General features: G+C 35.6%; 22 protein-coding genes. 21 read left to right on the top strand and 1 reads right to left on the bottom strand.

Annotated features, from left to right (window positions below; translation table 11 throughout):
- On the top strand, positions 1 to 1,203 hold the full coding sequence (mmsB, locus tag AC6CHR_RS16420) for a multiple monosaccharide ABC transporter permease (RefSeq protein WP_498250080.1): 1,203 nt from the start codon (positions 1 to 3) through the stop codon (positions 1,201 to 1,203).
- Between the two features lie 265 nt (positions 1,204 to 1,468).
- Here mmsB and AC6CHR_RS16415 read toward each other — a convergent pair whose 3' ends face one another.
- Positions 1,469 to 1,717: an alpha/beta-type small acid-soluble spore protein gene (locus AC6CHR_RS16415; RefSeq protein ID WP_498250079.1), complete on the bottom strand. Its 249-nt coding sequence runs from the start codon at positions 1,715 to 1,717 to the stop codon at positions 1,469 to 1,471.
- Positions 1,718 to 1,912: 195 nt separating this feature from the next.
- Here AC6CHR_RS16415 and AC6CHR_RS16410 point away from each other — a divergent pair, with 195 nt between their 5' ends.
- From AC6CHR_RS16410 to AC6CHR_RS16315, 20 genes are all read left to right on the top strand, one after another.
- A complete protein-coding gene (locus AC6CHR_RS16410) occupies positions 1,913 to 3,043 on the top strand; it encodes a GntR family transcriptional regulator (protein ID WP_498250078.1) in 1,131 nt (376 codons plus the stop codon).
- A gap of 140 nt (positions 3,044 to 3,183) precedes the next feature.
- Complete coding sequence (locus AC6CHR_RS16405; RefSeq protein ID WP_498250077.1) at positions 3,184 to 4,407, top strand: sn-glycerol-1-phosphate dehydrogenase; 1,224 nt, start codon at positions 3,184 to 3,186, stop codon at positions 4,405 to 4,407.
- Positions 4,400 to 5,101 (top strand): HAD family hydrolase, encoded by a 702-nt coding sequence (locus tag AC6CHR_RS16400; RefSeq protein ID WP_498250076.1) that lies wholly within the window; start codon positions 4,400 to 4,402, stop codon positions 5,099 to 5,101. The genes AC6CHR_RS16405 and AC6CHR_RS16400 overlap by 8 nt, the downstream gene beginning before the upstream one ends.
- A gap of 46 nt (positions 5,102 to 5,147) precedes the next feature.
- On the top strand, positions 5,148 to 5,837 hold the full coding sequence (locus AC6CHR_RS16395) for a YesL family protein (RefSeq protein WP_498250075.1): 690 nt from the start codon (positions 5,148 to 5,150) through the stop codon (positions 5,835 to 5,837).
- 561 nt (positions 5,838 to 6,398) lie between these two features.
- Positions 6,399 to 7,736 carry an ABC transporter substrate-binding protein gene (locus AC6CHR_RS16390; RefSeq protein ID WP_498250223.1) on the top strand — a complete coding sequence of 446 codons (1,338 nt, stop codon included), beginning with the start codon at positions 6,399 to 6,401 and terminating at the stop codon, positions 7,734 to 7,736.
- Positions 7,737 to 7,849: 113 nt separating this feature from the next.
- Complete coding sequence (locus tag AC6CHR_RS16385) at positions 7,850 to 8,740, top strand: carbohydrate ABC transporter permease (protein ID WP_498250074.1); 891 nt, start codon at positions 7,850 to 7,852, stop codon at positions 8,738 to 8,740.
- A gap of 126 nt (positions 8,741 to 8,866) precedes the next feature.
- Positions 8,867 to 9,661: a carbohydrate ABC transporter permease gene (locus tag AC6CHR_RS16380; protein ID WP_498250222.1), complete on the top strand. Its 795-nt coding sequence runs from the start codon at positions 8,867 to 8,869 to the stop codon at positions 9,659 to 9,661.
- 440 nt (positions 9,662 to 10,101) lie between these two features.
- Complete coding sequence (gene arfA / locus AC6CHR_RS16375; protein WP_498250073.1) at positions 10,102 to 11,598, top strand: arabinosylfuranosidase ArfA; 1,497 nt, start codon at positions 10,102 to 10,104, stop codon at positions 11,596 to 11,598.
- Positions 11,599 to 11,710: 112 nt separating this feature from the next.
- Positions 11,711 to 12,670, top strand: coding sequence for a glycoside hydrolase family 43 protein (locus tag AC6CHR_RS16370; RefSeq protein ID WP_498250072.1), 960 nt, complete (start codon positions 11,711 to 11,713; stop codon positions 12,668 to 12,670).
- Positions 12,671 to 12,815: 145 nt separating this feature from the next.
- Positions 12,816 to 14,288, top strand: a complete 1,473-nt coding sequence (locus tag AC6CHR_RS16365) for an arabinan endo-1,5-alpha-L-arabinosidase (protein WP_498250071.1) — start codon at positions 12,816 to 12,818, stop codon at positions 14,286 to 14,288.
- A gap of 2 nt (positions 14,289 to 14,290) precedes the next feature.
- Complete coding sequence (locus tag AC6CHR_RS16360; protein WP_498250070.1) at positions 14,291 to 15,613, top strand: arabinan endo-1,5-alpha-L-arabinosidase; 1,323 nt, start codon at positions 14,291 to 14,293, stop codon at positions 15,611 to 15,613.
- 321 nt (positions 15,614 to 15,934) lie between these two features.
- On the top strand, positions 15,935 to 17,626 hold the full coding sequence (gene araB / locus AC6CHR_RS16355; RefSeq protein ID WP_498250069.1) for a ribulokinase: 1,692 nt from the start codon (positions 15,935 to 15,937) through the stop codon (positions 17,624 to 17,626).
- A 106-nt stretch (positions 17,627 to 17,732) separates the two neighbouring features.
- Entirely contained in the window at positions 17,733 to 18,452 is a 720-nt protein-coding gene (gene araD, locus AC6CHR_RS16350; protein WP_498250068.1) for an L-ribulose-5-phosphate 4-epimerase, read from the top strand.
- 106 nt (positions 18,453 to 18,558) lie between these two features.
- Positions 18,559 to 20,043, top strand: a complete 1,485-nt coding sequence (gene araA / locus AC6CHR_RS16345) for an L-arabinose isomerase (RefSeq protein ID WP_498250067.1) — start codon at positions 18,559 to 18,561, stop codon at positions 20,041 to 20,043.
- 110 nt (positions 20,044 to 20,153) lie between these two features.
- Entirely contained in the window at positions 20,154 to 21,641 is a 1,488-nt protein-coding gene (locus AC6CHR_RS16340; protein ID WP_498250066.1) for an alpha-N-arabinofuranosidase, read from the top strand.
- A gap of 23 nt (positions 21,642 to 21,664) precedes the next feature.
- Positions 21,665 to 21,922, top strand: coding sequence for a DUF6171 family protein (locus AC6CHR_RS16335; protein ID WP_498250065.1), 258 nt, complete (start codon positions 21,665 to 21,667; stop codon positions 21,920 to 21,922).
- A gap of 216 nt (positions 21,923 to 22,138) precedes the next feature.
- On the top strand, positions 22,139 to 23,080 hold the full coding sequence (gene abnA, locus AC6CHR_RS16330) for an arabinan endo-1,5-alpha-L-arabinosidase AbnA (RefSeq protein ID WP_498250221.1): 942 nt from the start codon (positions 22,139 to 22,141) through the stop codon (positions 23,078 to 23,080).
- A gap of 100 nt (positions 23,081 to 23,180) precedes the next feature.
- Positions 23,181 to 23,303 carry a glycerate kinase gene (locus AC6CHR_RS16325; protein ID WP_498250064.1) on the top strand — a complete coding sequence of 41 codons (123 nt, stop codon included), beginning with the start codon at positions 23,181 to 23,183 and terminating at the stop codon, positions 23,301 to 23,303.
- Complete coding sequence (locus tag AC6CHR_RS16320; protein ID WP_498250220.1) at positions 23,258 to 23,707, top strand: glycerate kinase; 450 nt, start codon at positions 23,258 to 23,260, stop codon at positions 23,705 to 23,707. The genes AC6CHR_RS16325 and AC6CHR_RS16320 overlap by 46 nt, the downstream gene beginning before the upstream one ends.
- A 433-nt stretch (positions 23,708 to 24,140) precedes the next feature.
- Positions 24,141 to 24,328 (top strand): hypothetical protein (locus tag AC6CHR_RS16315; protein WP_498250063.1); only part of this gene is annotated, 188 nt, incomplete at its 3' end.

Raw genomic sequence — 24,328 nt, 5'->3', positions numbered from 1 at the left:
ATGCAAACAGAGGTACAAAAAAATTCAACTAAACTAAATAACGATTCTGCACTTAGATCATTTGTCAAAAACAATATGCGACAGTATAGCATGATTATAGCGCTTGTCTTTATTATGGTACTGTTTCAAATTCTAACAGATGGCCTTTTGTTAAAGCCTTTAAATATTACGAATTTAATTTTACAAAATAGTTATATATTAGTTTTAGCAATTGGGATGGTGTTAGTTATCATAACTGGCCATATTGACTTATCAGTAGGGTCAATTGCAGCTTTTGTGGGAGCAATATCGGCAATCTTGATGGTTAACTATGAAATTCCAACGTTTCTTGCTGTTATCATATCATTAGTAGTCGGTGCGATTATCGGAGCATGGCAGGGCTTTTGGATTGCATATGTTAAGATACCTGCGTTTATCGTTACTTTAGCGGGAATGCTTTTATTTAGAGGGTTAACAATGATCGTCTTGGAAGGAAAATCAATCGCTCCTTTCCCAGAGGGTTTCCAAAAAATAAGTTCAGGATTTATACCTGATATTTCTGGTGGTTCATTACATTCCTTAACGATCATTATAGGAATTGTGCTATCAATCATCACTATTTTTATTCAGATAAAGAATAGAAGAACACAATTAAAATACAATTTTGAAGTACAGTCTAAAGGAATGTTTTTATTAAAACTTATTGGAATGGTAGCTTTGCTTAATGTATTTTCTTATGTGCTTGCTGCTTATGAAGGAATTCCAAATATATTAATCATACTAGCGATACTTATTGTAATTTATACATTTGTAACTAATAAGACGAAGGCAGGTCGACATGTCTATGCTATTGGTGGGAATGAAAAAGCTGCACAACTTTCTGGTATTAAAACAAAGCGAATGACATTTTGGGTATTTGTAAATATGGGTGCATTATCTGCACTTTCAGGACTTCTCTTTGCTGCAAGATTAAATGCAGCAACACCAAAGGCAGGTAATCTATTTGAATTAGATGCAATTGCAGCCTGTTTCATTGGTGGAGCATCTGCTTATGGAGGAATTGGTACAGTTCCTGGTGCGATTATAGGTGGATTAGTAATGGGTATCATGAACAACGGTATGTCTTTGATGGGATTAGGAATCGATTGGCAACAAGGTATCAAAGGGTTAGTATTATTAGCTGCAGTTGCATTTGATATTTATAATAAAAATAAAGCATCATAAAGTTTTTCTCATGAATTGGACTGGCATACTGATTGTCAGTCTTTTTTCTTAGAAGAAATATAAATTGAACTAGTTAGAAGGGAAGTTAAGTTTAATAGAGAATTGTTACGCATAAAGTAATTTTTAATATAGGAATGACATGATGATAAAGAGACCATATAAAGATCTCTTTACAATAGGCTCTTTTCTAAAATTTTGTTGCTATCAAACCCGAAGATATGCTAAACACGTAATGAACAGAAAAACTATAAGGTACAATTAGCGTTTACTTTTTCAAGCTTTGTTCTGCAAGTTTTACCATTTCCCGAACCATATTCCCACCAAGTTTGCCCCCTATTTTACCAGCTTGGTGCGACGATAAGTTCCCGTTGTAACCATTCTTTAATGGAATGCCTAATTCCTTGGCAGTTTCAAATTTAGCATTCTCGGGTTCCTTAGTTTTTGCAATATTTGCTTTTAATTGATCGATCTCTCTTCTAGCTTCTGGAACAAGTAATTTGTTTTTTCGTGTCATGTTTACTACCTCCTTAGAGGTAGTGTTCTCATATGAAGTGATAATATTAGAAAATAGTCTAATAAACAGACGTTTCAGGTTGTTTTTCAATAAAATAGGAAAGATCATTTTAAATATGTATGGTGATAGTGTATAATTATTTTAGTTGTACGAATAAGTTAGTGCGGTAACATACAAGCTGAAAGTGGTGACATAATGGCTCAACAAACAAAAGCCAGCATGGTAAAACAGAAAATAAAAGAATGGGTTTTAGAAGGAACAGTTTTACCTGGGGACAAAATATATTCTGAAAATGAATTAGTAAAAATGTTCGAAGTTAGTAGACATACTGTTCGTCAAGCCGTTGGAGACCTTGTTCATGAAGGATGGTTGTATAGAGAACAGGGGGCTGGTACATTTGTATCAAACCGAAGTGCGCAATCACAAATTCAACCAGTTAGTACAACAGGTAAAAATATAGGTGTCATTACAACGTATATATCTGATTACATTTTTCCTTCAATCATAAAAGGAATTGAATCATATTTATCAGCACATGGTTACTCGTTAACATTTGCTTGTACGGATAATGATCCTGAAAAGGAAAAGCAATGCTTAGAGGCAATGATAAACCGCAACATTGATGGGTTAATCGTCGAGCCAACAAGAAGTAGCAGTTATAATCCAAATCTCCATTATTATTTGGAAATGGAACAGAATAATACACCATACCTAATGATCAACCAATACTATCCACAATTAAATCCCCCTAATATTATTTTAAATGATGAAAAAGGTGGCTTCATCGCTACAGATCATCTCATAAAATTAGGTCATGAAAAGGTAATTGGCTTGTTTAAAAGTGATGATATTCAAGGATTAAATCGTATGCAAGGATTTATTCGCGCATTTAGAGAAAATGGTATTCCATTTTTTTCTGAAATGATTCTAACTTTTACTACCGATGAAAGAGAAACAACACTTCTCCAAAGGCTTAGGGATATACTTATGTCCGAAGAAAAGCGTCCAACAGGTATTATTTGTTACAACGATGAAATAGCAATAAATGTGTTAAATGTATTAAGAGAGTTAGAAATCAAAGTACCAGAGGAACTATCAATAGTGGGTTATGATGACTCAAATTTAGCTGAAGCATCTGAGACAAAAATAACGTCTATTACCCATCCTAAAATGGATATGGGGATTGAAGCAGCAAAGTGGATCGTCGCAGCTGTGGAAAATAGAGCCAGAGAAACAGATGAGATAGTTTATGAACCTGAGATTGTTATTAGAAATTCAACTAGTGTAGCAACAAAACAGCTAAGCGGTAACAAAAATGTCATATAACAAGTGTTAGACTAAGTGTCTACGATTTAATAATAATTTAAACGTTTATCGTTTAGATTCTAAAAATCTGCATACGAGTTACTTTCTATAAACAATGCTTTGTGATAGAAATAGTAACTACTGATTAGGGGGAAAATAAAATGATCGCATTAAACGAACTTTCGAACCTGTCAAAAACATGTACTTGTGGTAACGCTCATTATGAGATTACGATGGATAAAATAGTCATTAGTGAAGCTGCTTTAAATGAAGTTGTACCATATATAAACCGAAAATCCTTTAAAAAAACAACGATAATTGCTGACCAAACAACTTATAAGGTTGCAGGGGAAAGTCTTACTAGTCTCTTTAATGAAGCGAATATAGATCATGAAATTGTCATTATTCAAACGAATGAACTAGATGATGTGATTGCTGATGAAAAATCTTTAATAGAAGCAATGTTGGGTATATCTCAGGAAAGCGATGTTATCATTGCTGTAGGTTCAGGGACGATCCACGATATTACAAGATTTTCAAGTTATAAGATGGGGAAACCATTTATTTCGGTTCCAACGGCTCCATCTGTTGATGGTTTTAATTCAATGGGTGCACCTGTCGTAATAAAAGGAGTAAAAACCACCTATCAAATGCAATCACCTATTGCATTATTTGCAGACCTAGCTATTTTACAAGCGGCACCAAAAGAAATGATAGCTGCTGGTTTCGGTGATATGATCGCTAAGTACACGTCACTAGCCGATTGGAAATTTTCACATCTTATAGCGGGGGAGAACTTTTGTCCATTATCAGCTCGTTTAACACAAGAAGCACTTGATAATTGTATTAAAAATGTAGAGCTAATTTCTGATGCAGATGAGGAAGGAATGAAGGTTTTAATCGAGGCCCTTATTCAATCTGGCTTTGCCATGCTCATGGTGGGTCATTCTTCACCAGCTTCTGGAGGAGAACACCATGTATCTCATTTTTGGGAAATGGAATTTATCAAGCAAGGGAAGGCACAAGTCCTTCACGGAGCTAAGGTAGGTGTAACGGTACAGCTTATCTTAGATTTATATAAAAATGACTTTTTAACACTAATATCGAACAAAGATAAATTAATAGATTTAACTGGTCATTCAATAGAAAAACGACAGCAGGTTATCGAAAAACAAGAGGAAATAAAGGCTATTATAGCATCAATACCTGATTCTGCTACTCTATCATTACTAATGAAAAAACTGGGTGGACCTACAAAACCAATTGAATTGGGGATCGATTCTGAACTTGTCCGAAACAGTTTGAATGAAGCACATACCTTAAGAAATCGCTATACCATGCTAAAATTTTGGAATGAAAATGTAGGTATTCATCACTATGTATAATTTAGCAGATGTAAAAGCTGTTTTTTTTGACCTTGATGATACAATCTATGATCAGTTAAAACCGTTTCAATTAGCTGTTGTACAGTGTAAAGTGCCACTTGCTACAGAAAAGGTAACAGAGCTATTTAAAAGGGTCCGTTACTATAGTGATGTTCTTTGGAAGGTGTACACTAAAGGGGAAATAGATTTAGAGTTAGTAAGAGTAGAACGAGTTAGATGTGCATTTAAAGATTTTGGTATTTCTCTTTCATCAGTACAAGCGAAAGAAATTCAGGATTGTTATGAAAATGAGCAAAAGAGGATACATGCTTTTCCTGGTGTACTTTCGATGATCCAGGATCTGATGGTATCTAAACCGGTTGTTGGTATTATTACAAACGGTCCAGTAAACCATCAAATGAATAAAATAAAAGCCCTTAAAATTGATCAAGTTATCCCATTAGATAACATATTTATCTCTGATGGAATCGGGATTACCAAGCCTGATAAGAGGGTGTTTGAGTATGTTCAAAAACGTATAAATATCGATTCAGATAAATGCTGTTATATTGGTGATACTTGGGAAAATGATATTGTACCGTCGATTGAAGCAGGGTGGAGATGCATTTGGTTCAATCATCGGAACCGAGAACCTGAATCAAATCATATCCCTAATGAGACGATTAAAACCTACGACAATTTTATCCTAAAATAGATTTGATAAATGATCTCAAAAAATTTATGGGTAAGAAGGTGTTACTATGCATACAACTTCAGTTTTTGGAGGAATATTTAAGGTTTTAGATTGGTTCACACGGTTTTCTCTAGCAAATCTACTTTGGGTACTGTTCAATTTACCAATTAGTTTTCTACTGTTGACCATTGCTATAACGGATGACAAAGGTTTTATACTGTCCACTTGGATTCTGGTTGCTATCTTAGCTCCATTTGTTTTTTTTCCAGCAACAACAGCCCTTTATAGTGTTGTTAGACAATGGGTTCTAAACGAAAGCGACATATCAATAATTCCTACCTACTGGAGGAATTACAAAGAAAACTATCTTAAAAGTTTAGCTGGTGGATTAATTTTAGTTCCGCTTTGGGTGATTGGAATCGTAGATACTTTTTTTCTCATAAAAAAAAGTTTTGTTCTAAGTCTAGTGTTGATGATGATTCTCTGGTTTTTATTTATAGTAACAACTTATTTTTTTGCTGTTATCGTCCATCATGACATAAAACTTTTAAAAGGATTAAAACAAGCTATTTTATTTATGATAATAAATCCAATCAACAGTGTAATTATAGGTTTGATAAATGTTATTATTCTATATATGTGTATAATAAAGTTTACTTTTTTAATTCCTTTTCTTATGGTATCAGCAATAGCTTTTCTTGTTTTTACTAGTTATTACGGAAAGTATATAAAAGTGAAAAAAGTACAGGATTCATAAATTAATTTAACCTAGAAGGCAAGCAGACTTTTATAAAGTAGAGAGAGCCAGTTATATTCTGGCTCTTTTTATTTGTTAAAGAAGACTGTTTTGTAAGGATTGTTGTTTTTCGTAATATGGAAATCTTTACGAATTCAGCCTATCTTCGTGCTCTTTTCGTTAAATTACTCTGATATTCCTTTGGAGATCGCTTCAATATACACAATAAAAATCCAAAAGCCGATTTTTATTAGTACTAGAGCAACAAACTTTTAGAAAAAGGGCCTTAAAGAAAAAGTCTTCCAGGTACCTATTAGAAATTCAGGAATATATATACAATTGCGAGACCAGATGTACGTACATATAATCTCCGTTTATTTTACATGTACTTATTTTTTTAAAATAATCGTTGACATGTACGAACAGGTGTAATAATATTGTTTTTAAGAAGCGCTTACATAAAACTTAAATCTATTTTAGTTAAATAGGACTATCGTAGATTTGATACGTAAGTCTCCTTATCATACAAATAATTTTGGGGGGATTCATTTGTTTAAGAAATCAAAACAGAAGCTTGGTAAGATGTTATTAATGGCTATGATGGTTGTAGTTGTAACTGGAGTTCTTGGAGCTTGTAGTGGTGGAGATAGCACAGGTGGCGACAGTAAAGATGGTACTGTGAATCTATCATTTATGTTTAGTGGACAACCTGCTGAGCAAACAGCTTACAAAAATGTAGTGAAAAAGTTTGAAGAAGCAAATCCTAATGTAAAAGTTAAGGTTACAGTAACAGCTGGTGACCAGTATGATACGAAATTACAAGCTGCGATTGCCGGAAAAAGTGTTCCGGATGTATTCTTCTACAATCCTGGTAACTTAAAAGCATATGTAAATGCTGGAGTATTAAAGGATATTACAGATTTAGTTGAAAATGCTGAAGGTGTTGATTTAACGAAAATTTGGGAATCTGGTATTAACAAATATCGTTATGATGGAGAAAATGCTGGACAAGGTGCTATCTACGGAGTACCAAAAGATTTAGGTCCTTTCGGATTTGGTTATAACAAAACAATGTTTGAAGAAGCTGGGATTCCTTTACCAGATCCAGACAAACCATATACATTTGAAGAATTCGTTGATGTAAGTAAGAAACTAACAAAAGATAAAGATGGCGATGGGAAACTTGACCAATGGGGAACAGGTCTTAATGTAAACTGGTCATTACAACCATTTGTATGGAGTAATGGAGCGGATTGGTTAGATGAAACGAATACAAAAGTAACAGTTGATGATCCTGCATTCATTGAAGCGTTTCAATACTTTGCAGATTTACAAAATGTACACAAGGTAACTCCTTCAGTTGCTGAAGGTCAAACTCTTGATACGTATCAAAGATTTATGCAAAGTCAAATTGCTTTCTTCCCAATTGCACCTTGGGATTTAGCAGCATTTAAAGATTTGAAATTTGATTATGATGTCATTCCATGGCCAGCAGGTTCAACTGGAGAAACAAAGGCTTGGATCGGTTCACTTGGAATTGGTGTTTCTGAAAAAACAAAACATGCAGAACTAGCAGCTGAACTAGCGTTGTATTTATCAGCTGATGAAGAAGGTCAACAAGCTTTAGTTGATCAACAAGTGCAATTACCAAATAATACAGATGTAGCTGATAAATGGGCTGCTGATACTTCAATCAAACCAGCTAACAAAGTAGAATATTTAGAAATCATCAAAGAATACGGTCGTGATCTACCAACCAACTTTACTTACACAGGCGAATGGTATGATGAATTCTTTAAGAATATTCAACCGGTTATTGATGGTAAAAAGACTGCAGAAGAGTATGTAAAAGAAGCACAACCGAAAATGCAAAAATTATTAGACAAATCAATTAAACAAGAAGAACAAGCGAAAAAATAAGAGTCAAGATATGGTGCTAGAGTTATCGGCTAGCACCATATTAACTTATTAAACTCTCTAATGGTAGATTAAGGTTTATCATGTAATCTTTCAAAGAGAAATGGGGAGAAAAAATGAAAACTACTTCAAAGCTTTATCAAAGCGAGCGAAGAAATGCATATGCATTTGTTGCAGCTCCTGTTATTGGATTTTTAATATTTGTATTAGCTCCGACTCTATACTCTCTATATGGTTCATTTACAAACTGGGATGGGCTAGGTCAAATGAATTTTATTGGTTTGTCTAACTATATTGACCTCTTAAGTGATGAGTCATTCCATAAGACACTATACAATACACTGTTTATGATGCTAGGTATTCCAATTGGATTAGTTTTAGCTCTATTGCTAGCAGTAGGGTTGAATCGAGCAATAATTGGAACACAAGTTTTTCGAGTCATTTATTATGTTCCGGTTATCTCATCAATTGCTGCGATCTCTATCCTTTGGCAATGGGCTTATAATGGAGATTTTGGATTAGTTAATCAGTTCTTAGCCTTTTTTGGAATAGAAGGTCCTAACTGGTTAATGGATAAAAACACAGTAAAACCTGCCTTAATTCTTATGACCGTTTGGAAGGGATTAGGTTATAGCATGCTATTATACTTAGCTGCGCTCCAAAGTGTACCAAAAACATATTATGAAGCAGCTAAGCTAGATGGAGCCAACGCTTTCCAAGTATTTAAAAATATTACATTACCAATGGTTAAGCCGGTAACATTCTTTATCGTTGTTACAAACATTATCGGTGGTGCACAGGTATTCACAGAGATTAACGTGATGACACCAACTGGTGGACCTGAGTTTTCATCTGCAACTGTAGTGTTTTATATTTGGCAGAAAGCCTTTGGAAACTTTGAAATGGGTTATGGATCAGCAATGGCCATTGTGCTTGGTTTGTTTATTTTCATCGTTACATTGATTCAATTTAAAATGAACGAAAAATCATCTTATGAGCTTGAATAGTTATTGCTTTTGCAGTAGAAAGGAGTGGAAGTAATGGACACAGTATTAGAAAAAAAGCCACAGCCTGAGACAAAATATAGATCTGATAAAACGACTCAAAAACTAACGAATGTCATTGTTTTCATAATGTTGACAATAGGTGCAATTTTTATGGTCGCACCGCTTTTATGGATGGTTGCAACATCATTCAAGGAAATTGAAGAAGTTTATGCACTACCACCAGTTTGGATACCTGAGTCATTTAATCCGATAAAATATATTGAAATTTGGCAAAAAGGGCCATTGTTAAGTGGTATTACCAATAGTTTAATTGTTGCAGTATCTGTGACTGTAATCGGAACATTTACATCAAGTTTAGCGGCTTTTGCTTTTGGTAAAATGAATTTTCCTTACAAAAATCAATTGTTTTTATTGTTACTGACAGCAATGATGGTTCCTTATCCAGTTGTCATGATTCCACAATTTATGATTTTTACACAAATTGGATGGGTGGATACCTTATTACCACTTATTGTTCCAGGACTGTTTGGAAATATCATTATGATATTCTTCCTAAGACAGTATTTGACAAGCATACCAAACTCTATTATAGAAGCAGCAAAAATAGATGGTTGTTCGTACTTTAAAATATTCTATAAAATTATCTTTCCGCTAGTTAGACCGGCTGTTGCAGCACAATTAATTTTATGGTTTATGACAATCTGGAACGATTATTTAGGACCAATCTTATACTTGAACTCACCCGAGAAACAGACGTTACAACTTGTTATTGCTAACTTTAACTCGACTTATGCAATACAAAGTGATTATCCGTTAATTATGGCGGCTTCTGTTGTATCATTGCTTCCAATGTTAATTGTGTTTATATTCTTCCAAAAACAAATTATCGAATCTGTAGCAATCTCTGGTGTAAAAGGATAACAAATCAGGTGGCGGTAAAAGGTAAATTAGCAAGTCTAATCTACTTAAAAACACTGTGTATTCAAATGCCACTTTCAAATAGTAAAGAAACACTCTGTGAGACTACAAGCCCTATTTAGAATAAGGGGGGACAAAGAAAAAATTCTAGTTCTACCCTTGTCTTTTCTATAGGCTCTTTTCTAAAGTTAGTTGCTACCAAACTAGCTAAGTACGTAAAGAAGTGCTGAAAAACAACATTCTTTGCGAAAACAGTCTTTCTATAATAAATAGTTCTGTAAATGAATAAGCTGTTCAAAGAAAATGACCTCGTTACATTTATACGCAAAACTAGATTGGGCTTGCTAGTTTACCTAATTTCGCCGCTCCTTTTTAATAATCCGGTAGTAAAAGTTTTATATAGAAACAGAGGCATTACTCTTAAACTAGGAGGAGAACTAACCATGAAACGAGTAAGCTATTTTGCGGACAAGAATTATAAAATAGGTAAGGTAGATCCCAACTTGTTTGGTTCTTTTATCGAGCATTTAGGACGTGCTGTTTATACAGGTATTTATGAACCAGGTCATCCACTTGCTGATAAGGATGGATTTCGTACAGATGTCATGGATTTAGTAAAAGAGTTGAATGTACCAATTGTCCGTTATCCTGGTGGGAACTTCTTATCTGGTTATGATTGGACAGATGGAATCGGTCCCATAGAAGATCGGCCAGTTCGACTTGATCTTGCTTGGCGAACAACTGAACCAAATGAAGTTGGCATCGATGAGTTTATGAAATGGGCAAACAAGTCGAATATTGAGCCAATGCTAGCTGTTAATCTAGGAACAGGTACTCCGAAAGAAGCAGGCTACTTTGTTGAATATTGTAATCATCCAGGGAAAACATACTGGAGTGACTTACGAATAAAGAATGGATATAAAGACCCATACAATGTCAAAGTATGGTGTTTAGGAAATGAAATGGATGGACCATGGCAAATCGGACAGCTAAGTGCAGAAGATTATGGTAAGAAAGCAAAAGAGACTGCTAAAATCATGAAGTGGGTAGATCCCTCCATTAAATTAGTCGCTTGTGGTAGTTCATCTGCGGAAATGCCAACATTTCCAGAGTGGGATCGTGTGGTATTAGAACACTTATATGAACATGTTGATTATATATCATGTCATCGCTATTACGAAAATTTAGGAGATGCCAATGATTTTTTAGGATCTTTTGCAGATATGGATAATTTCATAAAAACAATAGCTAGTACGGCTGATTATGTGCAGGCAAAACATAGAAGTAAAAAGAAAATGTATATTTCCTTTGATGAATGGAATGTCTGGTACCAAAAGAAAGTTGAATTAAAAGATTGGGAAGTGGCACCACCAATTCTAGAGGATATTTATTCTTTACTAGATGCATTAGTGTTTGGTGGACTTATGTGTACTCTACTGCAACATGTTGACAGAGTAAAAATGGCTTCATTAGCTCAATTAGTTAATGTTATCGCACCAATCTTTACCCAAAAAGGTGGACCAGCAATCAAACAAGCAATCTTCTATCCATTTTATCAAGTATCTAACTTTGGTCGAGGAGAAGTCTTAAATACTTTAGTGGATGCTCCTAAGCTCGAAACAAACAAGCATGGTTCAATTCCAATGGTTCAATCATCAACTACATATAATGCTAGTGACAATACACTAAGTATCTTTGCTTTGAATTGTTCAGAGGATGAAGATCTATTATTAGATGCACGATTCCGTTCTTTCGGGTCAGTCCAAGTTATTGAACATGTTGTCATGGATGGTCCTAATCTCGATGCAGTAAATAGTTTTGAGAATCCAGAAAATATTAAACCTAGAACCATTGATAGTACAACTAAAATAGCAGAGAGTTTAGAAATTACTTTACCTAGAATGTCATGGAACATGATTCGACTTCAATGTGAAGCTTAAAGTAGGTACGACAATGTTTACTAACATACGTATGGCATGACACAGTAAAGATTATTAGATATCTATATTGATAGTAGTCGTATAGGAAAATTTTTTAACAGGAGTTGTTATCATGACTGAATTTAAAATTAATAACCCACTAATTGAACAACGTGCCGATCCATGGATGTATAAGCACACTGATGGCTATTATTATTTCACAGCATCTGTACCTGAATATGACAGGATTGAACTTCGTCGAGCGAAGACGATTCAAGGATTAACAGAAGCTGAGACCAAAACAATTTGGGTTAAGTATGAAACAGGAAAGATGAGTGCAAATATTTGGGCACCTGAGATTCATTTTATTGATGAGAAATGGTATATCTACTTTGCAGCAGCAAGAACATCTGAAACAAAAGATGGACTATTTGATCATCGAATGTTCGCACTTGAAAATACTTCGGAAAATCCATTAGAAGGTGAATGGGTTGAAAAGGGCCAAGTGAAAACAAAATGGGAGTCATTTGCCTTAGATGCTACAAGTTTTGAGCATAAGGGAATAAGGTATTATGTTTGGGCGCAAAAAGATCCCAACATACCTGGAAACTCAAACCTCTATATTTCTGAAATGGAAAATGCATGGACACTTAAAGGTGAGCAAGTTTGTATTTCAACTCCTGAATATGATTGGGAAAAAATTGGTTTCCTAGTTAATGAAGGTGCAGCTGTACTTAAACGAAATGGCCGTATTTTTATATCGTTTTCTGCAAGTGCAACAGATTTTAATTATTGTATGGGTTTATTAACTGCAGATGAGAACAGTGATTTATTAGATCCTACCTCTTGGTTGAAAAGTTCAGAACCAGTCTTCACAACATCAGAAGAGACAGGTCAATTTGGACCAGGCCACAATAGCTTTACTGTAACAGAAGATGGTTTACATGATGTCCTTGTCTATCATGGTAGAAACTATAAAGAAATAGTAGGTGATCCGTTGTACGATCCAAATCGACACACACGAGTCCAACTAATTCAGTGGAATGAAGATGGAACTCCTAACTTTGGTGTACCGGTTCCGGATTCAATGTAACTAATAAGTAAGGGCATCTTGCTTAAAGTGTAAATTGCTGCAAAATAAATAATTACCAATAAAGAGGCTGATTACATAATCAGTCTCTTTTGCTAAAGTTGTCTCTTATATTTTCTTTAAAGTAGTAGAAAGAGGTCAGAAAATAATGGGGAAATCAAAGACCAGATTGGTCACAAATTTAAGTATGCTCGGTATCGTGCTAGTAGGAATTATCCTTATTAATCATCACAACAAAAATATAACAGGGCTGGAAGAAATCCATTTTCCTTCTCCGCCAGCAGAAACACCGTTTGAAAAAACAAATGCTGACATTATTAACGATGAATCAAAATGGACGACAAATAATACACATGATGCAGAAATCATAAAAGTGAATGAATGGTATTATACATTTTCAACAGACTACATGGTGGCCGGTACCGCTATTCCAGGCATACAAATTAGGAAATCTAAAGATATGGTTAATTGGTCATATGTGGGTCGTGTTTTTGATCAGGTGTCTGCCGAAGCGAGTGAATGGACAAATGGAAGCGGATTATTTTGGGCACCTGATGTAGTAGAAATGAATGGCATATTTTATCTATATTACTCTGTTTCTGAAATAGGAACACGCAATTCGTATGTCGGCTTAGCGACTAGTGCATCAATCGAAGGTCCTTGGGAGGATCAAGGTGCTGTAGTTAAGACGGAAGAAGGTGACCAATTCACAGTAAATGCAATAGATCCAGGTATTATTTTTGATAAGGAAGGAAAACCATGGATGGCGTATGGGTCTTATTTCGGTGGGGTTTTTATCGCAGAGCTAAATGAACAAACTGGTTTGCTCATACATCCAGATAAAGAAGGAAAATTAATTGCTGGCCGAAAAAATATGGACTATGGCATTGAGGGACCTGCCATTATGTATAATTCGGACACTGATATGTATTATTTAACTGTTTCATATGGTTGGTTAGAAGATACCTATAATGTTAGGGTTGCAAGATCAAAAAATATTCAAGGCCCATATACAGACTACAATGGCAACAATATGATTGATCTCTCAGAAGAATCCTTTGACACAGGTACTAAAATTGTTAGTTCCTATGCATTTGATAATGATACTGGCTGGCTTGGGACAGGTCATAATGGATTGTTGAAAGATGGGGATGATTTCTATTTAACTCATAATGCTAGAGTGGGTGACGATTTCTATTGGTCTCATCTACATGTTCGCGAAATCATTTGGACAGAAGATGGCTGGCCTGTTGTTTCTCCAGAGCGTTATGCAGGAAAACCAGAAAAGTCAGTAGATATTAAGGCGAAAGATTTGATTGGTGATTGGGAAAAAATTGTTTTGAGTAGATTTGATGATGGAATAGCAACATCAACGAATTTACGTCTATTAGAAAGTGGAAAAATAGATAACGCAAAATCAGAGGATTACTGGGAACTAAAAGGTAGTACATTAACGCTATACTGGTATGAATCAGATAATGATGAGTATTTAAAGGAAACCTTAACAGTACTAACACAGTGGGATTGGGAAAATTGGCAATCAACACTAGTCGTAACAGGATTAAATCACGATGGTACTGCAGTATGGGGGAAAAAGCGACAAAATGAGGAGGATAAATAAAAATGATTTTTCCGAAAGAACCTATAAAGTATGACTTATATGATGTAGATGTTGCTAATAATGAGAAGCTGTGGACGATCCATAACGTACATGATCCAGCACTTGTAAAAGATGGTGACACATACTATGTTTTCTCGACTGATGCAAAAGTTGGAGGTCATCCAACTGGAGGTATTCAAATACGAAAGTCTAAGGATTTAATTAAGTGGGAATGGGTTGGGCATGCGTTTGATCGTATACCTGAAGAAGCTTATGAATGGACAGGTGCAAAAGGGTTATGGGCACCAGATGTAGCTAAATATGGTGACACCTATTATTTGTATTATGCTGCATCACAGTTCGGAAAGACACAATCATTTATTGGTGTCGCAACAAGCAAACATATCGAGGGTCCATGGATAGATCAAGGAGAGGTCTTTAAGACTGAGCATGGGGTAGAAACACCAAATGCAATTGATCCGAATATTACCTTTGATGAAGATGGAACTCCTTGGATGGTCTATGGCTCTTTTTTCGGAGGAATATATCTTTGTGAAGTAGATCCAACAACAGGTAAGTTAGTCAAACAAAATAAAGGGAAATTAATTGCGAGACGTCCAAAAAGCGTCGAAGCTGCAGTTGAAGGCCCATATATTGTTTATCATCCCGAACTTAAAAAGTATTATTTGTTCGTTTCATATGATTCACTGTTTACAAATTATCATATCCGAGTTGCACGAGCCGATCATATTGAAGGTCCATACTTAGACATAAATGGAAATGATATGACAGATATTGAGATTGATCCAAATGAAACAGGGATGAAAATACTTGGTGGTTATAAATTTGGTCAAACTGAAGGCTGGATTGGACCTGGTCATAACTCAGTTCTTCGCGATGGAGATCATTATTTCATTTGCCATCACGCTAGAGGGGAGAGAACCAAAAAACATCATGCGTTGCATATTCGTAAACTTGTCTGGACAGAGGATGGTTGGCCTCTTGTTTCTCCAGAAAGATTTGCTGGTGAGATTGAACAAGCTATTGATCCTCATGCGTTAATGGGTACGTGGGAAATGATTGTTCTTGATAAACATATAAATAATCAAATTCCATCACAATCTTTTGAATTAGCTTCAAATGGAATCATAACGAATGAAAAAGATGGTTACTGGAAGCATGAAAAAAATAACTTATTTGAACTATGTTTGCACGGTGAAGAGATAACTTGGAATATTATTGTATTGACTGCATGGGATTGGAGTCGCTGGAATCCGACGCTTGTATTAACTGGTAAAAATAAAAAAGGACAGGTTATAATCGGTAAACAGGTGAAAAAGAGATAAAAAGAGTTGTTTTTCACAAAAATTGATAACTTGTAAGTATAAGTTATTGATGTTAGAAATAAAAAAACAACAAATTTTAAAGAAAATCTAAAAAAATTCGTAAAATTGTATTGAAAAATATTCGATAAGTGCTAAAATTTACTTAAGGTTATCCGTATGAGTTATAAAAACAAGTAAGACATGTCTAATTTTAGATAAAAAATGCAATAACTGGATCTATTTGTCGAAACTTGTACGTATGACGAAAAATGAACTTGTTATTCTTATAAAAATATTAATTGATTAACAGAGGGTTACCAGAGAAAGGTTGGGGTGATATAAGTGACTAAATATTCAATTGGTGTAGATTATGGGACACAATCAGGTAGAGCTGTTCTGGTAGAAATAGGAACTGGAAAAGAAATTGCTACTGCAGTTAAACCTTACTCTCACGGAGTAATGGATGAGGTATTGCCAAATGGTGTAACAAAACTTGAAAATGATTGGGCTCTACAACATCCTACTGATTATATGGAAGTATTAGAAACAACGATTCCAAATGTATTAGAACAAGCAAAGATATCTGCTGATGATGTAATTGGTATTGGAATTGATTTTACAGCATGTACAGTATTACCGATAAATGAATTTGGAACTCCATTATGCTTGACAGAGGAATTTAAGAACCATCCACATAGTTTCGTAAAGCTTTGGAAGCATCATGCAGCACAGGATGAGGCAAATCGTTTAAACGAGATTGCAGAAGCTAGAGGTGAGAAGTTCTTACAAAGATATGGTGGGAAAATTTCTTCTGAGTGGTTAGTTCCTAAGCTTTGGCAAATTTTAAATGAAGCACCTGAGATTTACGATGCAACCGATCAATTTGTTGAAGCCACAGATTGGGTTACATACCAATTAACTGGTGACCTAAAAAGAAATAGTTGTACAGCTGGATACAAAGCAATCTGGCATAAACAAGATGGATACCCAGCAAAGGAATTTTTCAAAGCACTAGATGAACGTTTAGAGAATGTTGTTGAAGAAAAATTATCAAATGATATTTTCCCAATAGGTGCTAAAGCTGGAGAATTAACGGATCAAGCTGCTAAATTAATTGGTTTAAATCCTGGAACAGCTGTTGCAATCGCAAACGTTGATGCACATGTTGCAGTACCTGCTGTTGGAATTACTGAACCAGGAAAGCTGTTAATGATCATGGGAACGTCTACATGTCATATTTTATTAGGTGATGAAGAAAAGGTTGTACCTGGTATGTGTGGGGTTGTTGAAGATGGTGTTATTCCAGGATTAATGGGATATGAAGCAGGCCAATCTTGTGTAGGAGATCATTTTGAATGGTTTACGGAAAATTGCGTTCCTGGAAGTTATTACGAAGAAGCAGCCGAAAAGGGTGTGGACATCCATCAACTTCTAACTGAAAAGGCAGCCAAGTTACAAGTAGGTGAAAGCGGTTTAATCGCTCTTGACTGGTGGAATGGTAACCGCTCAACACTTGTTGATGCAGATTTAACTGGTGTGATATTAGGTGCAACATTGTTAACTAAGCCAGAGGAAATGTACAGAGCACTTATTGAAGCAACTGCATATGGTACACGGACAATCGTAGAAGCGTTCAGAAATAATGGAGTACCGATACATGAAGTCTATGCATGTGGTGGAATTGCAGAGAAAAACGAACTAATGATGCAAATATACTCAGATGTGTTAAATATGGACATCCGTATTTCAGCATCTTCTCAAACTCCAGCATTAGGTTCTGCAATGTTTGGAGCTGTAGCAGCTGGTAAAGAACGAGGCGGATACGATGATATTAAAGATGCAGCAAAAGAAATGGCTAGATTAAAAGATTCAATCTATCAACCGAAACAAACTAGTTCAGAAGTTTATGATCAACTATTTTCTGAGTACTCTCGTCTATATGACTACTTTGGTCGTGGAGAAAATAATGTAATGAAAACACTAAAGAGAATTAAAAAGGCAAGTGTTGCAAAAGGTCAAGCTGTAACACGCTAATGATCATCTATTAAAATCGATGAACTATCCTAAATAAATGTGGTGGAGCTAAAGATTATGATAGCATATGTTTTGCTCCACACTTCTTGAAGAGAGGAGAAATAAAATGCTTGAAAAATTAAAGCAACAAGTACTTGAGGCGAACCTACAATTACCAAAATACGAAATGGTAACGTTTACGTGGGGAAATGTGAGTGGGATAGATCGTGACAAGGGTCTTGTCGTGATTAAACCAAGTGGTGTTCCTTACGAGGACCTTAAAGTAGAAGATTTAGTTGTTGTCAATCTTGATGGCGAAATAATAGAAGGTGGTATGCGTCCATCTTCTGATACAGCAACACATTTAGTCCTTTATAAAGCTTTTCCTACAATCGGAGGAGTTGTGCATACACATTCACCTTGGGCTACAAGCTGGGCACAGGCTGGTCGTTCAATTCCAGCACTAGGTACGACACATGCTGATTATTATTATGGAGAAATACCTTGTACTCGAACATTAACTCAAGATGAAATAACAAGTGGATATGAACTTGAAACAGGTAATGTGATTATTGAAACCTTTGAAACTGGTGGAATTGATCCAATTGCTATGCCTGGTGTACTTGTAGCAAATCATGCTCCATTTTGTTGGGGGAAAGATCCAATCCAAGCCGTACACAATGCAGTTGTTTTAGAAGAAGTAGCTAAAATGGCCCTGCATACGTATCAATTAAATCCTACAATCAATCCAATTGACCAATTCTTACTAGATAAACACTATCTTCGTAAGCATGGTGCAAATGCGTATTATGGTCAAAAAAAGCAGGAAACAAAAACGTTAGGGTAACATCGTTTCATAGTACAGAGATAGATCTTTTATAAAATTAATAGAGAGTAAGCGACAAAGTTAGCTTACTTACAAATGAATGAAGATAATCGAGGGGGAACTAAAAATGTTAACAAATAAGCCATATGAGTTCTGGTTTGTAACAGGTAGTCAAGATTTATACGGAGATGAAACTCTTATTGAGGTTGAAGCTAATTCTAAGGTGATAACAGAAGCTTTAGATCGTGACCCATCTGTTACCTATAAATTAGTATTTAAATCTCTATTGAAAGATGCTGATTCAATTCGTCGATTATGCCTTGAAGCTAACGCGGATGAAAACTGTGCTGGTATTATCACATGGATGCACACATTCTCACCTGCAAAAATGTGGATTGCTGGTTTGTCAGCTTTACAAAAACCAATGCTTCACTTACACACACAATTTAACCGTGATATCCCTTGGGATAGCATTGATATGGATTTCATGAATACAAATCAATCTGCACATGGTGACCGTGAATTTGGTTTTATTGGAAGCAGATTAAATGTGAAGAGAAAAGTTGTTGTTGGACATTGGGAAAATAGTGACGTTAGAAGCAAGATTGGAAGCTGGATGCAAACTGCTGCAGCATTTTCTGAAGGGAAAAACCTTAAAGTAGCTCGTTTCGGAGATAATATGCGTAGAGTAGCAGTTACTGAGGGAGACAAAGTTGAAGCTCAGATTAAGCTTGGTTGGACAGTAAATGGATACGGTGTTGGTGACCTTGTTCAAAGAGTAAATGACGTTTCAGAACAAGAAGTAGATCAGCTAATGGATGTATACGCACAGGAGTATGACATTGCACCTGAAGGGCAAGCGAATGGTCCAATACGTGAATCCATCCGTTATCAAGCTCGACTTGAATTGGGAATGAAATCATTCTTAGAAGAAGGTAACTACACTGCATTTACTACTACTTTCGAAGACTTACACGGCTTGAAGCAATTACCAGGACTTGCTGTTCAACGATTAATGGCACAAGGATATGGTTTTGCTGGTGAAGGTGACTGGAAAACAGCTGCTCTTTTACGTATCCTAAAAATCATTGCAAATGGTGAGGATACATCATTTATGGAAGACTACACATACCACTTTGAACCAGGTAATGAACTAGTATTGGGATCTCATATGCTAGAGGTTTGTCCAACAATATCAGCTACAAAGCCTAAAATCGATGTTCACCCTTTATCAATTGGTGACAAAGAAGATCCTGCACGTCTAATTTTCGACGGGAAAAGTGGAGCAGCGCTTAACGCTTCAATCATTGATATTGGACACCGTTTCCGTTTAATTGTTAACCAAGTAGATGCTGTTCAACCAGAGATTGACATGCCTAACTTACCAGTTGCACGTGTATTGTGGTCTCCACAACCTTCATTAAGTGAGGGTGCAGAAGATTGGATTATTGCTGGTGGTGCGCATCATACAGTATTCTCTTATAAAGTAACCACAGAACAATTAAGAGACTGGGCTGAATTAGTAGGAATTGAATGTGTACTAATTAATAACGATACAAATAAACATGCATTTATCAATGAATTACGTTGGAATGACGTTATTTATAAGTAAAGTATTAATAGATTTTGAATAATATAGAGGTAGATTAGTTGGTGGTTTTTATACAATTACTCTACCTCTATCTATTAGTGTCTAAACCACGAAAAGGTAGGGATTATCATATGAAGAATACCGTCGTAATCAATACTGATGTTGAAAAAGGAACAATTAATAAAAATATTTACGGTCATTTTGCTGAACATTTAGGACGTTGTATTTATGAAGGTATTTGGGTCGGAGAAGATTCACCTATTCCAAATACAAAAGGAATTCGTAATGACGTATTAGCTGCGTTAAAACAAATCAACATTCCAGTTCTTCGTTGGCCAGGTGGCTGTTTTGCAGATGAATATCATTGGAAAGATGGAATTGGACCTAGAAGTGAGCGTAAACGTATGGTAAACACTCACTGGGGCGGTGTTGTTGAAAATAACCACTTTGGAACTCATGAGTTCATGTTACTTTGTGAATTACTAGATTGTGAGCCTTATATTTGTGGAAATGTTGGTAGTGGAACGGTTCAAGAAATGTCAGAATGGGTTGAATACATGACATTTGATGGGGAATCACCAATGGCAAATTGGCGCGGGGAAAATGGGAGACAAGAACCGTGGAATGTAAAGTATTTTGGAGTAGGTAATGAAAACTGGGGTTGCGGTGGAAATATGCGTCCTGAATATTACGCGGATCTGTATCGACGCTACCAAACTTATGTAAGAAATTATGGGGACAATAAACTCTACAAAATAGCTGGTGGAGCAAATGTAGATGATTACAATTGGACAGAAGTTTTAATGCGTGAAGCAGGTCGCATGATGGATGGTTTAAGTCTTCATTATTATACAATTCCAGGCGACTTCTGGACAGGGAAGGGCTCTGCTACAGATTTCCCTGAAGCTGAATGGTTTATTACCATGCAGAAAGCGCTTCATATGGACGAGTTAATTACAAAGCACGGTACGATAATGGATAAATATGATCCAGAAAAACGTGTTGGAATGATCATTGATGAGTGGGGTACCTGGTTTGATGTAGAACCTGGAACAAACCCTGGGTTCCTTTATCAACAAAATACGATCCGTGATGCATTAGTAGCTGCAGTTCATTTTCATATCTTCCAAAACCATTGTGATCGTGTACAGATGACAAATATTGCACAAACTGTAAATGTACTGCAAGCAATGGTATTAACCGAAGGAGATAAGATGATTCTTACACCGACATACCATGTGTTTGATATGTATAAGGTTCATCAGGATGCTACATTATTAGCTGTTGATGCAACGGTTGATTGCTATAAATATGATGAACAAGAAGTTGAACAAGTAACTGTGTCTGCATCTAAAGACAAAGAGGGAAAAGTCAATATCTCTTTATGTAATATTGACCATAAGGAATCTGCTTCTTTGTCAATTCAACTTCGTGGTATTAAAGAGCAAATCAAAAACTTAACAGGTACAATTCTTTCTGCAGATACAATTGATGCCCATAACACATTTGAGCAACCAGAAGAAGTAAAACCAACTGAGTTTACTAAAGCTTCAATTGAAGACCATCAATTAAATGTTACATTACCACCTATGTCTGTTGTTTTGTTAACGATTGAGTAAATTTTAAGGGATGCGGTATTTTGATGGCTACAAATATATGTAAAGGATGTACGAGAAACGTCATCATAAAGAAGGAAGAAATAGATCATATCCTCTCAAAAAATAAGGTTCACGTTAGTAAGACCGTTTCAAATGAATTGTACATGGAAAGAATGGACACTTGCAAATCATGTCCATCACTAATGTATGGAACGACATGCTCTCATAGTGGCTGTCTTGTGGAATACAGAACGAAATTCACTAGTAAATCTTGCCCCAATCCAAGTGGGGCAAGGTGGTAATTATGCACTTACAAAAATGAACACATTCATACACCTCAGTTAATACATAAGATATACGTTTATTTACTTGCTATTTAGCTTGTTTATATTCGTATGTCTTATTTTTTCTAAAGGATTTTTAAGCGCTTTCATGGCTGTTAGGAGGTGAACTAAGCTAGTTTTAATAAGTAAATAATAATTTATAGGAGGAGAAAATTTATGAAACAGATTAAAAAAATGATTATGGTTTTGGTGGTAGCAGTTATTTTTTGCAGTCCAATATCAGCAAGTGCTGCTTTTTGGAATGTATCAGGAGAAAAAATGATACATGATCCTTCAATAATTAAAGAAGGAAACTCATGGTATGTATTTGGAACTGGAGAAGCTGGTAAAAACGGAATACGTGTACTACGATCAGATAATGGTTCGAATTGGTATACAACTCCTGTTATTTTTCCTATTGCACCAACATGGTGGAAATCGTATGTACCTAATCACGAAACAAATCAATGGGCACCAGACATTCAATATTATAACGGTAGATATTGGCTTTACTATTCGGTATCTAGTTTTGGGTCAAACAACTCGATAATTGGATTATTATCTACACCAAGTATTACATCAGGACAATGGAGAGATGATGGTTTGGTTGTTCGATCTACTAATTCAAATAACTATAATGCAATAGATGGAGATTTGGTTATTGATAAGGATGGAAATCCATGGTTATCATATGGTTCATTTTGGAGCGGAATTAAATTGACTCGTTTAGACAAAAACACAATGAAACCTACAGGAAGTAGTTATTCAATTGCTTCAAGACCTAATATACCAAACAATCCGATTGAAGCCCCTAGTATTACTTATAAAGATGGATACTATTATTTATTTGTCTCATTCGATAGCTGCTGTCAAGGTGTTAATAGCACTTACAAAATGGCTTATGGTCGATCGGAAAATATAACCGGACCCTACCTAGATAAGAATGGAGTCAGTATGATGAACGGTGGAGGAACAATTATGGATGCTGGTAATAGTCGTTGGCGGGGACCAGGACATCAAGATGTCTATAATAATAATGTCATTGTACGTCATGCATATGATGCTGAAAATAATGGAATGCCTACATTATTAATAAATGATTTATATTGGGATTCGCAAGGTTGGCCAGCTTATTAATTTGTAATTATTGCAAGCTTTATGGACTAGATGAAGATGTACAAATAGAATTTTGCCATAAGGATAAAGTTTTCTATTCATTGGAAGGAAGGAGTTCTATATGAAAATTATCGTTGCTCCAGATTCTTTCAAAGGTTCAATCTCTGCTAGTGGTGTATGTAATTCTGTTAAGGAAGGATACTTCGTGTTTTACCAGACGCAGACATTCATCTTTTACCATTAGCCGATGAAGGAGCGGCAGGTGGAATGGGAGCTGCTTTATTGGCCTTTTTTAATTCTGAACTAAAGAAAGGTATTAACGTTATATTAGAAAAAATCAAATTTAATATAGAGATAGAAGACGCTGATCTCATAATTACCGGTGAGGGAAAACTAGATGAGCAGACTAAATCGGGCAAAGTTATTAAGGGGGTTTCTCAAATGGCTAAGGAGAAAGGTATTCCTGTTATTGCTCTTTGTGGAAGAATTGACCTTGAACATTCGGATTTGGATAGATTAGGATTATTATCCGCATTTTCGATTGTTCCAGGACCTTGTTCGTTAGATGAGGCATTTAAACACTCGGCAAATTGGATTACAGAACAAACGGAATCAATAATGAAGATACTAAAATATAAGCTTAATTAAAGTGTTAAAGAACAATTAACTATAAGTGAATTATTTATCTAACGCATGTGAAAACCTTATACTCAGTGTGAAAAATGGACACCGAAAAATGTTGTCGTTTTAACCTAGTTATAAAAAGTGTCACTTTGGATAATAATTCTATTGCATTCAGTTAGTAAATTTAGTATTATAACAATACAAGCTGCGCTGTACGCATCCTTTATAAAGTTTTAACCTTTAAGCTGAAATAGGGAGTTTTACATTGAAGATGGAATATCAAGCCTTCATTGCGTAGAGGAAGATATGAAACCTTTTGCAAACACCCACTTGTAGGAGTGGTGGTTTAAAACTCTATAATCTTATGATGCGGCAATCGCGGCACTTTATTTTTAACCTTTAATCCGGTTTCCTCTTGAGGAAACCGGATTTTTATATTGATTAAAGATGTTGCTGTATGCAACCAAAAACACCCTTTTTTAAAGGTCAGATCTTCGATAATAAGTTCATTCCTTTTTTTGTGGATGATCCAGTTTATACGGCTCGAGGCATAAGCCATTCCGTCCAGAAGGTTAAAGAGCAACCTTCCAGCCGGCTTGTCTTATGCTTTTCGCCGATAATCGGGCGCCTTCCGCTTTTCGGTAT

It is taken from the genome of Metabacillus sp. GQ13, from assembly GCF_059758525.1.
Note: the sequence above shows the minus strand (reverse complement) of the source record. Positions and strands in the feature narration are given on the sequence as shown.

Bases quoted from the DNA above. Each gene is read 5' to 3' on its own strand.
- abnA (WP_498250221.1), top strand. From the start codon at position 22,139: ATGATTATGGTTTTGGTGGTAGCAGTTATTTTTTGCAGTCCAATATCA.
- AC6CHR_RS16325 (WP_498250064.1), top strand. From the start codon at position 23,181: ATGAAAATTATCGTTGCTCCAGATTCTTTCAAAGGTTCAATCTCTGCT.
- AC6CHR_RS16385 (WP_498250074.1), top strand. From the start codon at position 7,850: ATGAAAACTACTTCAAAGCTTTATCAAAGCGAGCGAAGAAATGCATAT.
- AC6CHR_RS16340 (WP_498250066.1), top strand. From the start codon at position 20,154: ATGAAGAATACCGTCGTAATCAATACTGATGTTGAAAAAGGAACAATT.
- AC6CHR_RS16400 (WP_498250076.1), top strand. From the start codon at position 4,400: ATGTATAATTTAGCAGATGTAAAAGCTGTTTTTTTTGACCTTGATGAT.
- mmsB (WP_498250080.1), top strand. From the start codon at position 1: ATGCAAACAGAGGTACAAAAAAATTCAACTAAACTAAATAACGATTCT.
- AC6CHR_RS16360 (WP_498250070.1), top strand. From the start codon at position 14,291: ATGATTTTTCCGAAAGAACCTATAAAGTATGACTTATATGATGTAGAT.
- AC6CHR_RS16380 (WP_498250222.1), top strand. From the start codon at position 8,867: ATGTTGACAATAGGTGCAATTTTTATGGTCGCACCGCTTTTATGGATG.
- AC6CHR_RS16410 (WP_498250078.1), top strand. From the start codon at position 1,913: ATGGCTCAACAAACAAAAGCCAGCATGGTAAAACAGAAAATAAAAGAA.
- AC6CHR_RS16405 (WP_498250077.1), top strand. From the start codon at position 3,184: ATGATCGCATTAAACGAACTTTCGAACCTGTCAAAAACATGTACTTGT.
- AC6CHR_RS16370 (WP_498250072.1), top strand. From the start codon at position 11,711: ATGACTGAATTTAAAATTAATAACCCACTAATTGAACAACGTGCCGAT.
- AC6CHR_RS16335 (WP_498250065.1), top strand. From the start codon at position 21,665: ATGGCTACAAATATATGTAAAGGATGTACGAGAAACGTCATCATAAAG.
- araD (WP_498250068.1), top strand. From the start codon at position 17,733: ATGCTTGAAAAATTAAAGCAACAAGTACTTGAGGCGAACCTACAATTA.
- AC6CHR_RS16395 (WP_498250075.1), top strand. From the start codon at position 5,148: ATGCATACAACTTCAGTTTTTGGAGGAATATTTAAGGTTTTAGATTGG.
- araA (WP_498250067.1), top strand. From the start codon at position 18,559: ATGTTAACAAATAAGCCATATGAGTTCTGGTTTGTAACAGGTAGTCAA.
- AC6CHR_RS16415 (WP_498250079.1), bottom strand. From the start codon at position 1,717: ATGACACGAAAAAACAAATTACTTGTTCCAGAAGCTAGAAGAGAGATC.
- arfA (WP_498250073.1), top strand. From the start codon at position 10,102: ATGAAACGAGTAAGCTATTTTGCGGACAAGAATTATAAAATAGGTAAG.
- AC6CHR_RS16365 (WP_498250071.1), top strand. From the start codon at position 12,816: ATGGGGAAATCAAAGACCAGATTGGTCACAAATTTAAGTATGCTCGGT.
- AC6CHR_RS16390 (WP_498250223.1), top strand. From the start codon at position 6,399: ATGTTATTAATGGCTATGATGGTTGTAGTTGTAACTGGAGTTCTTGGA.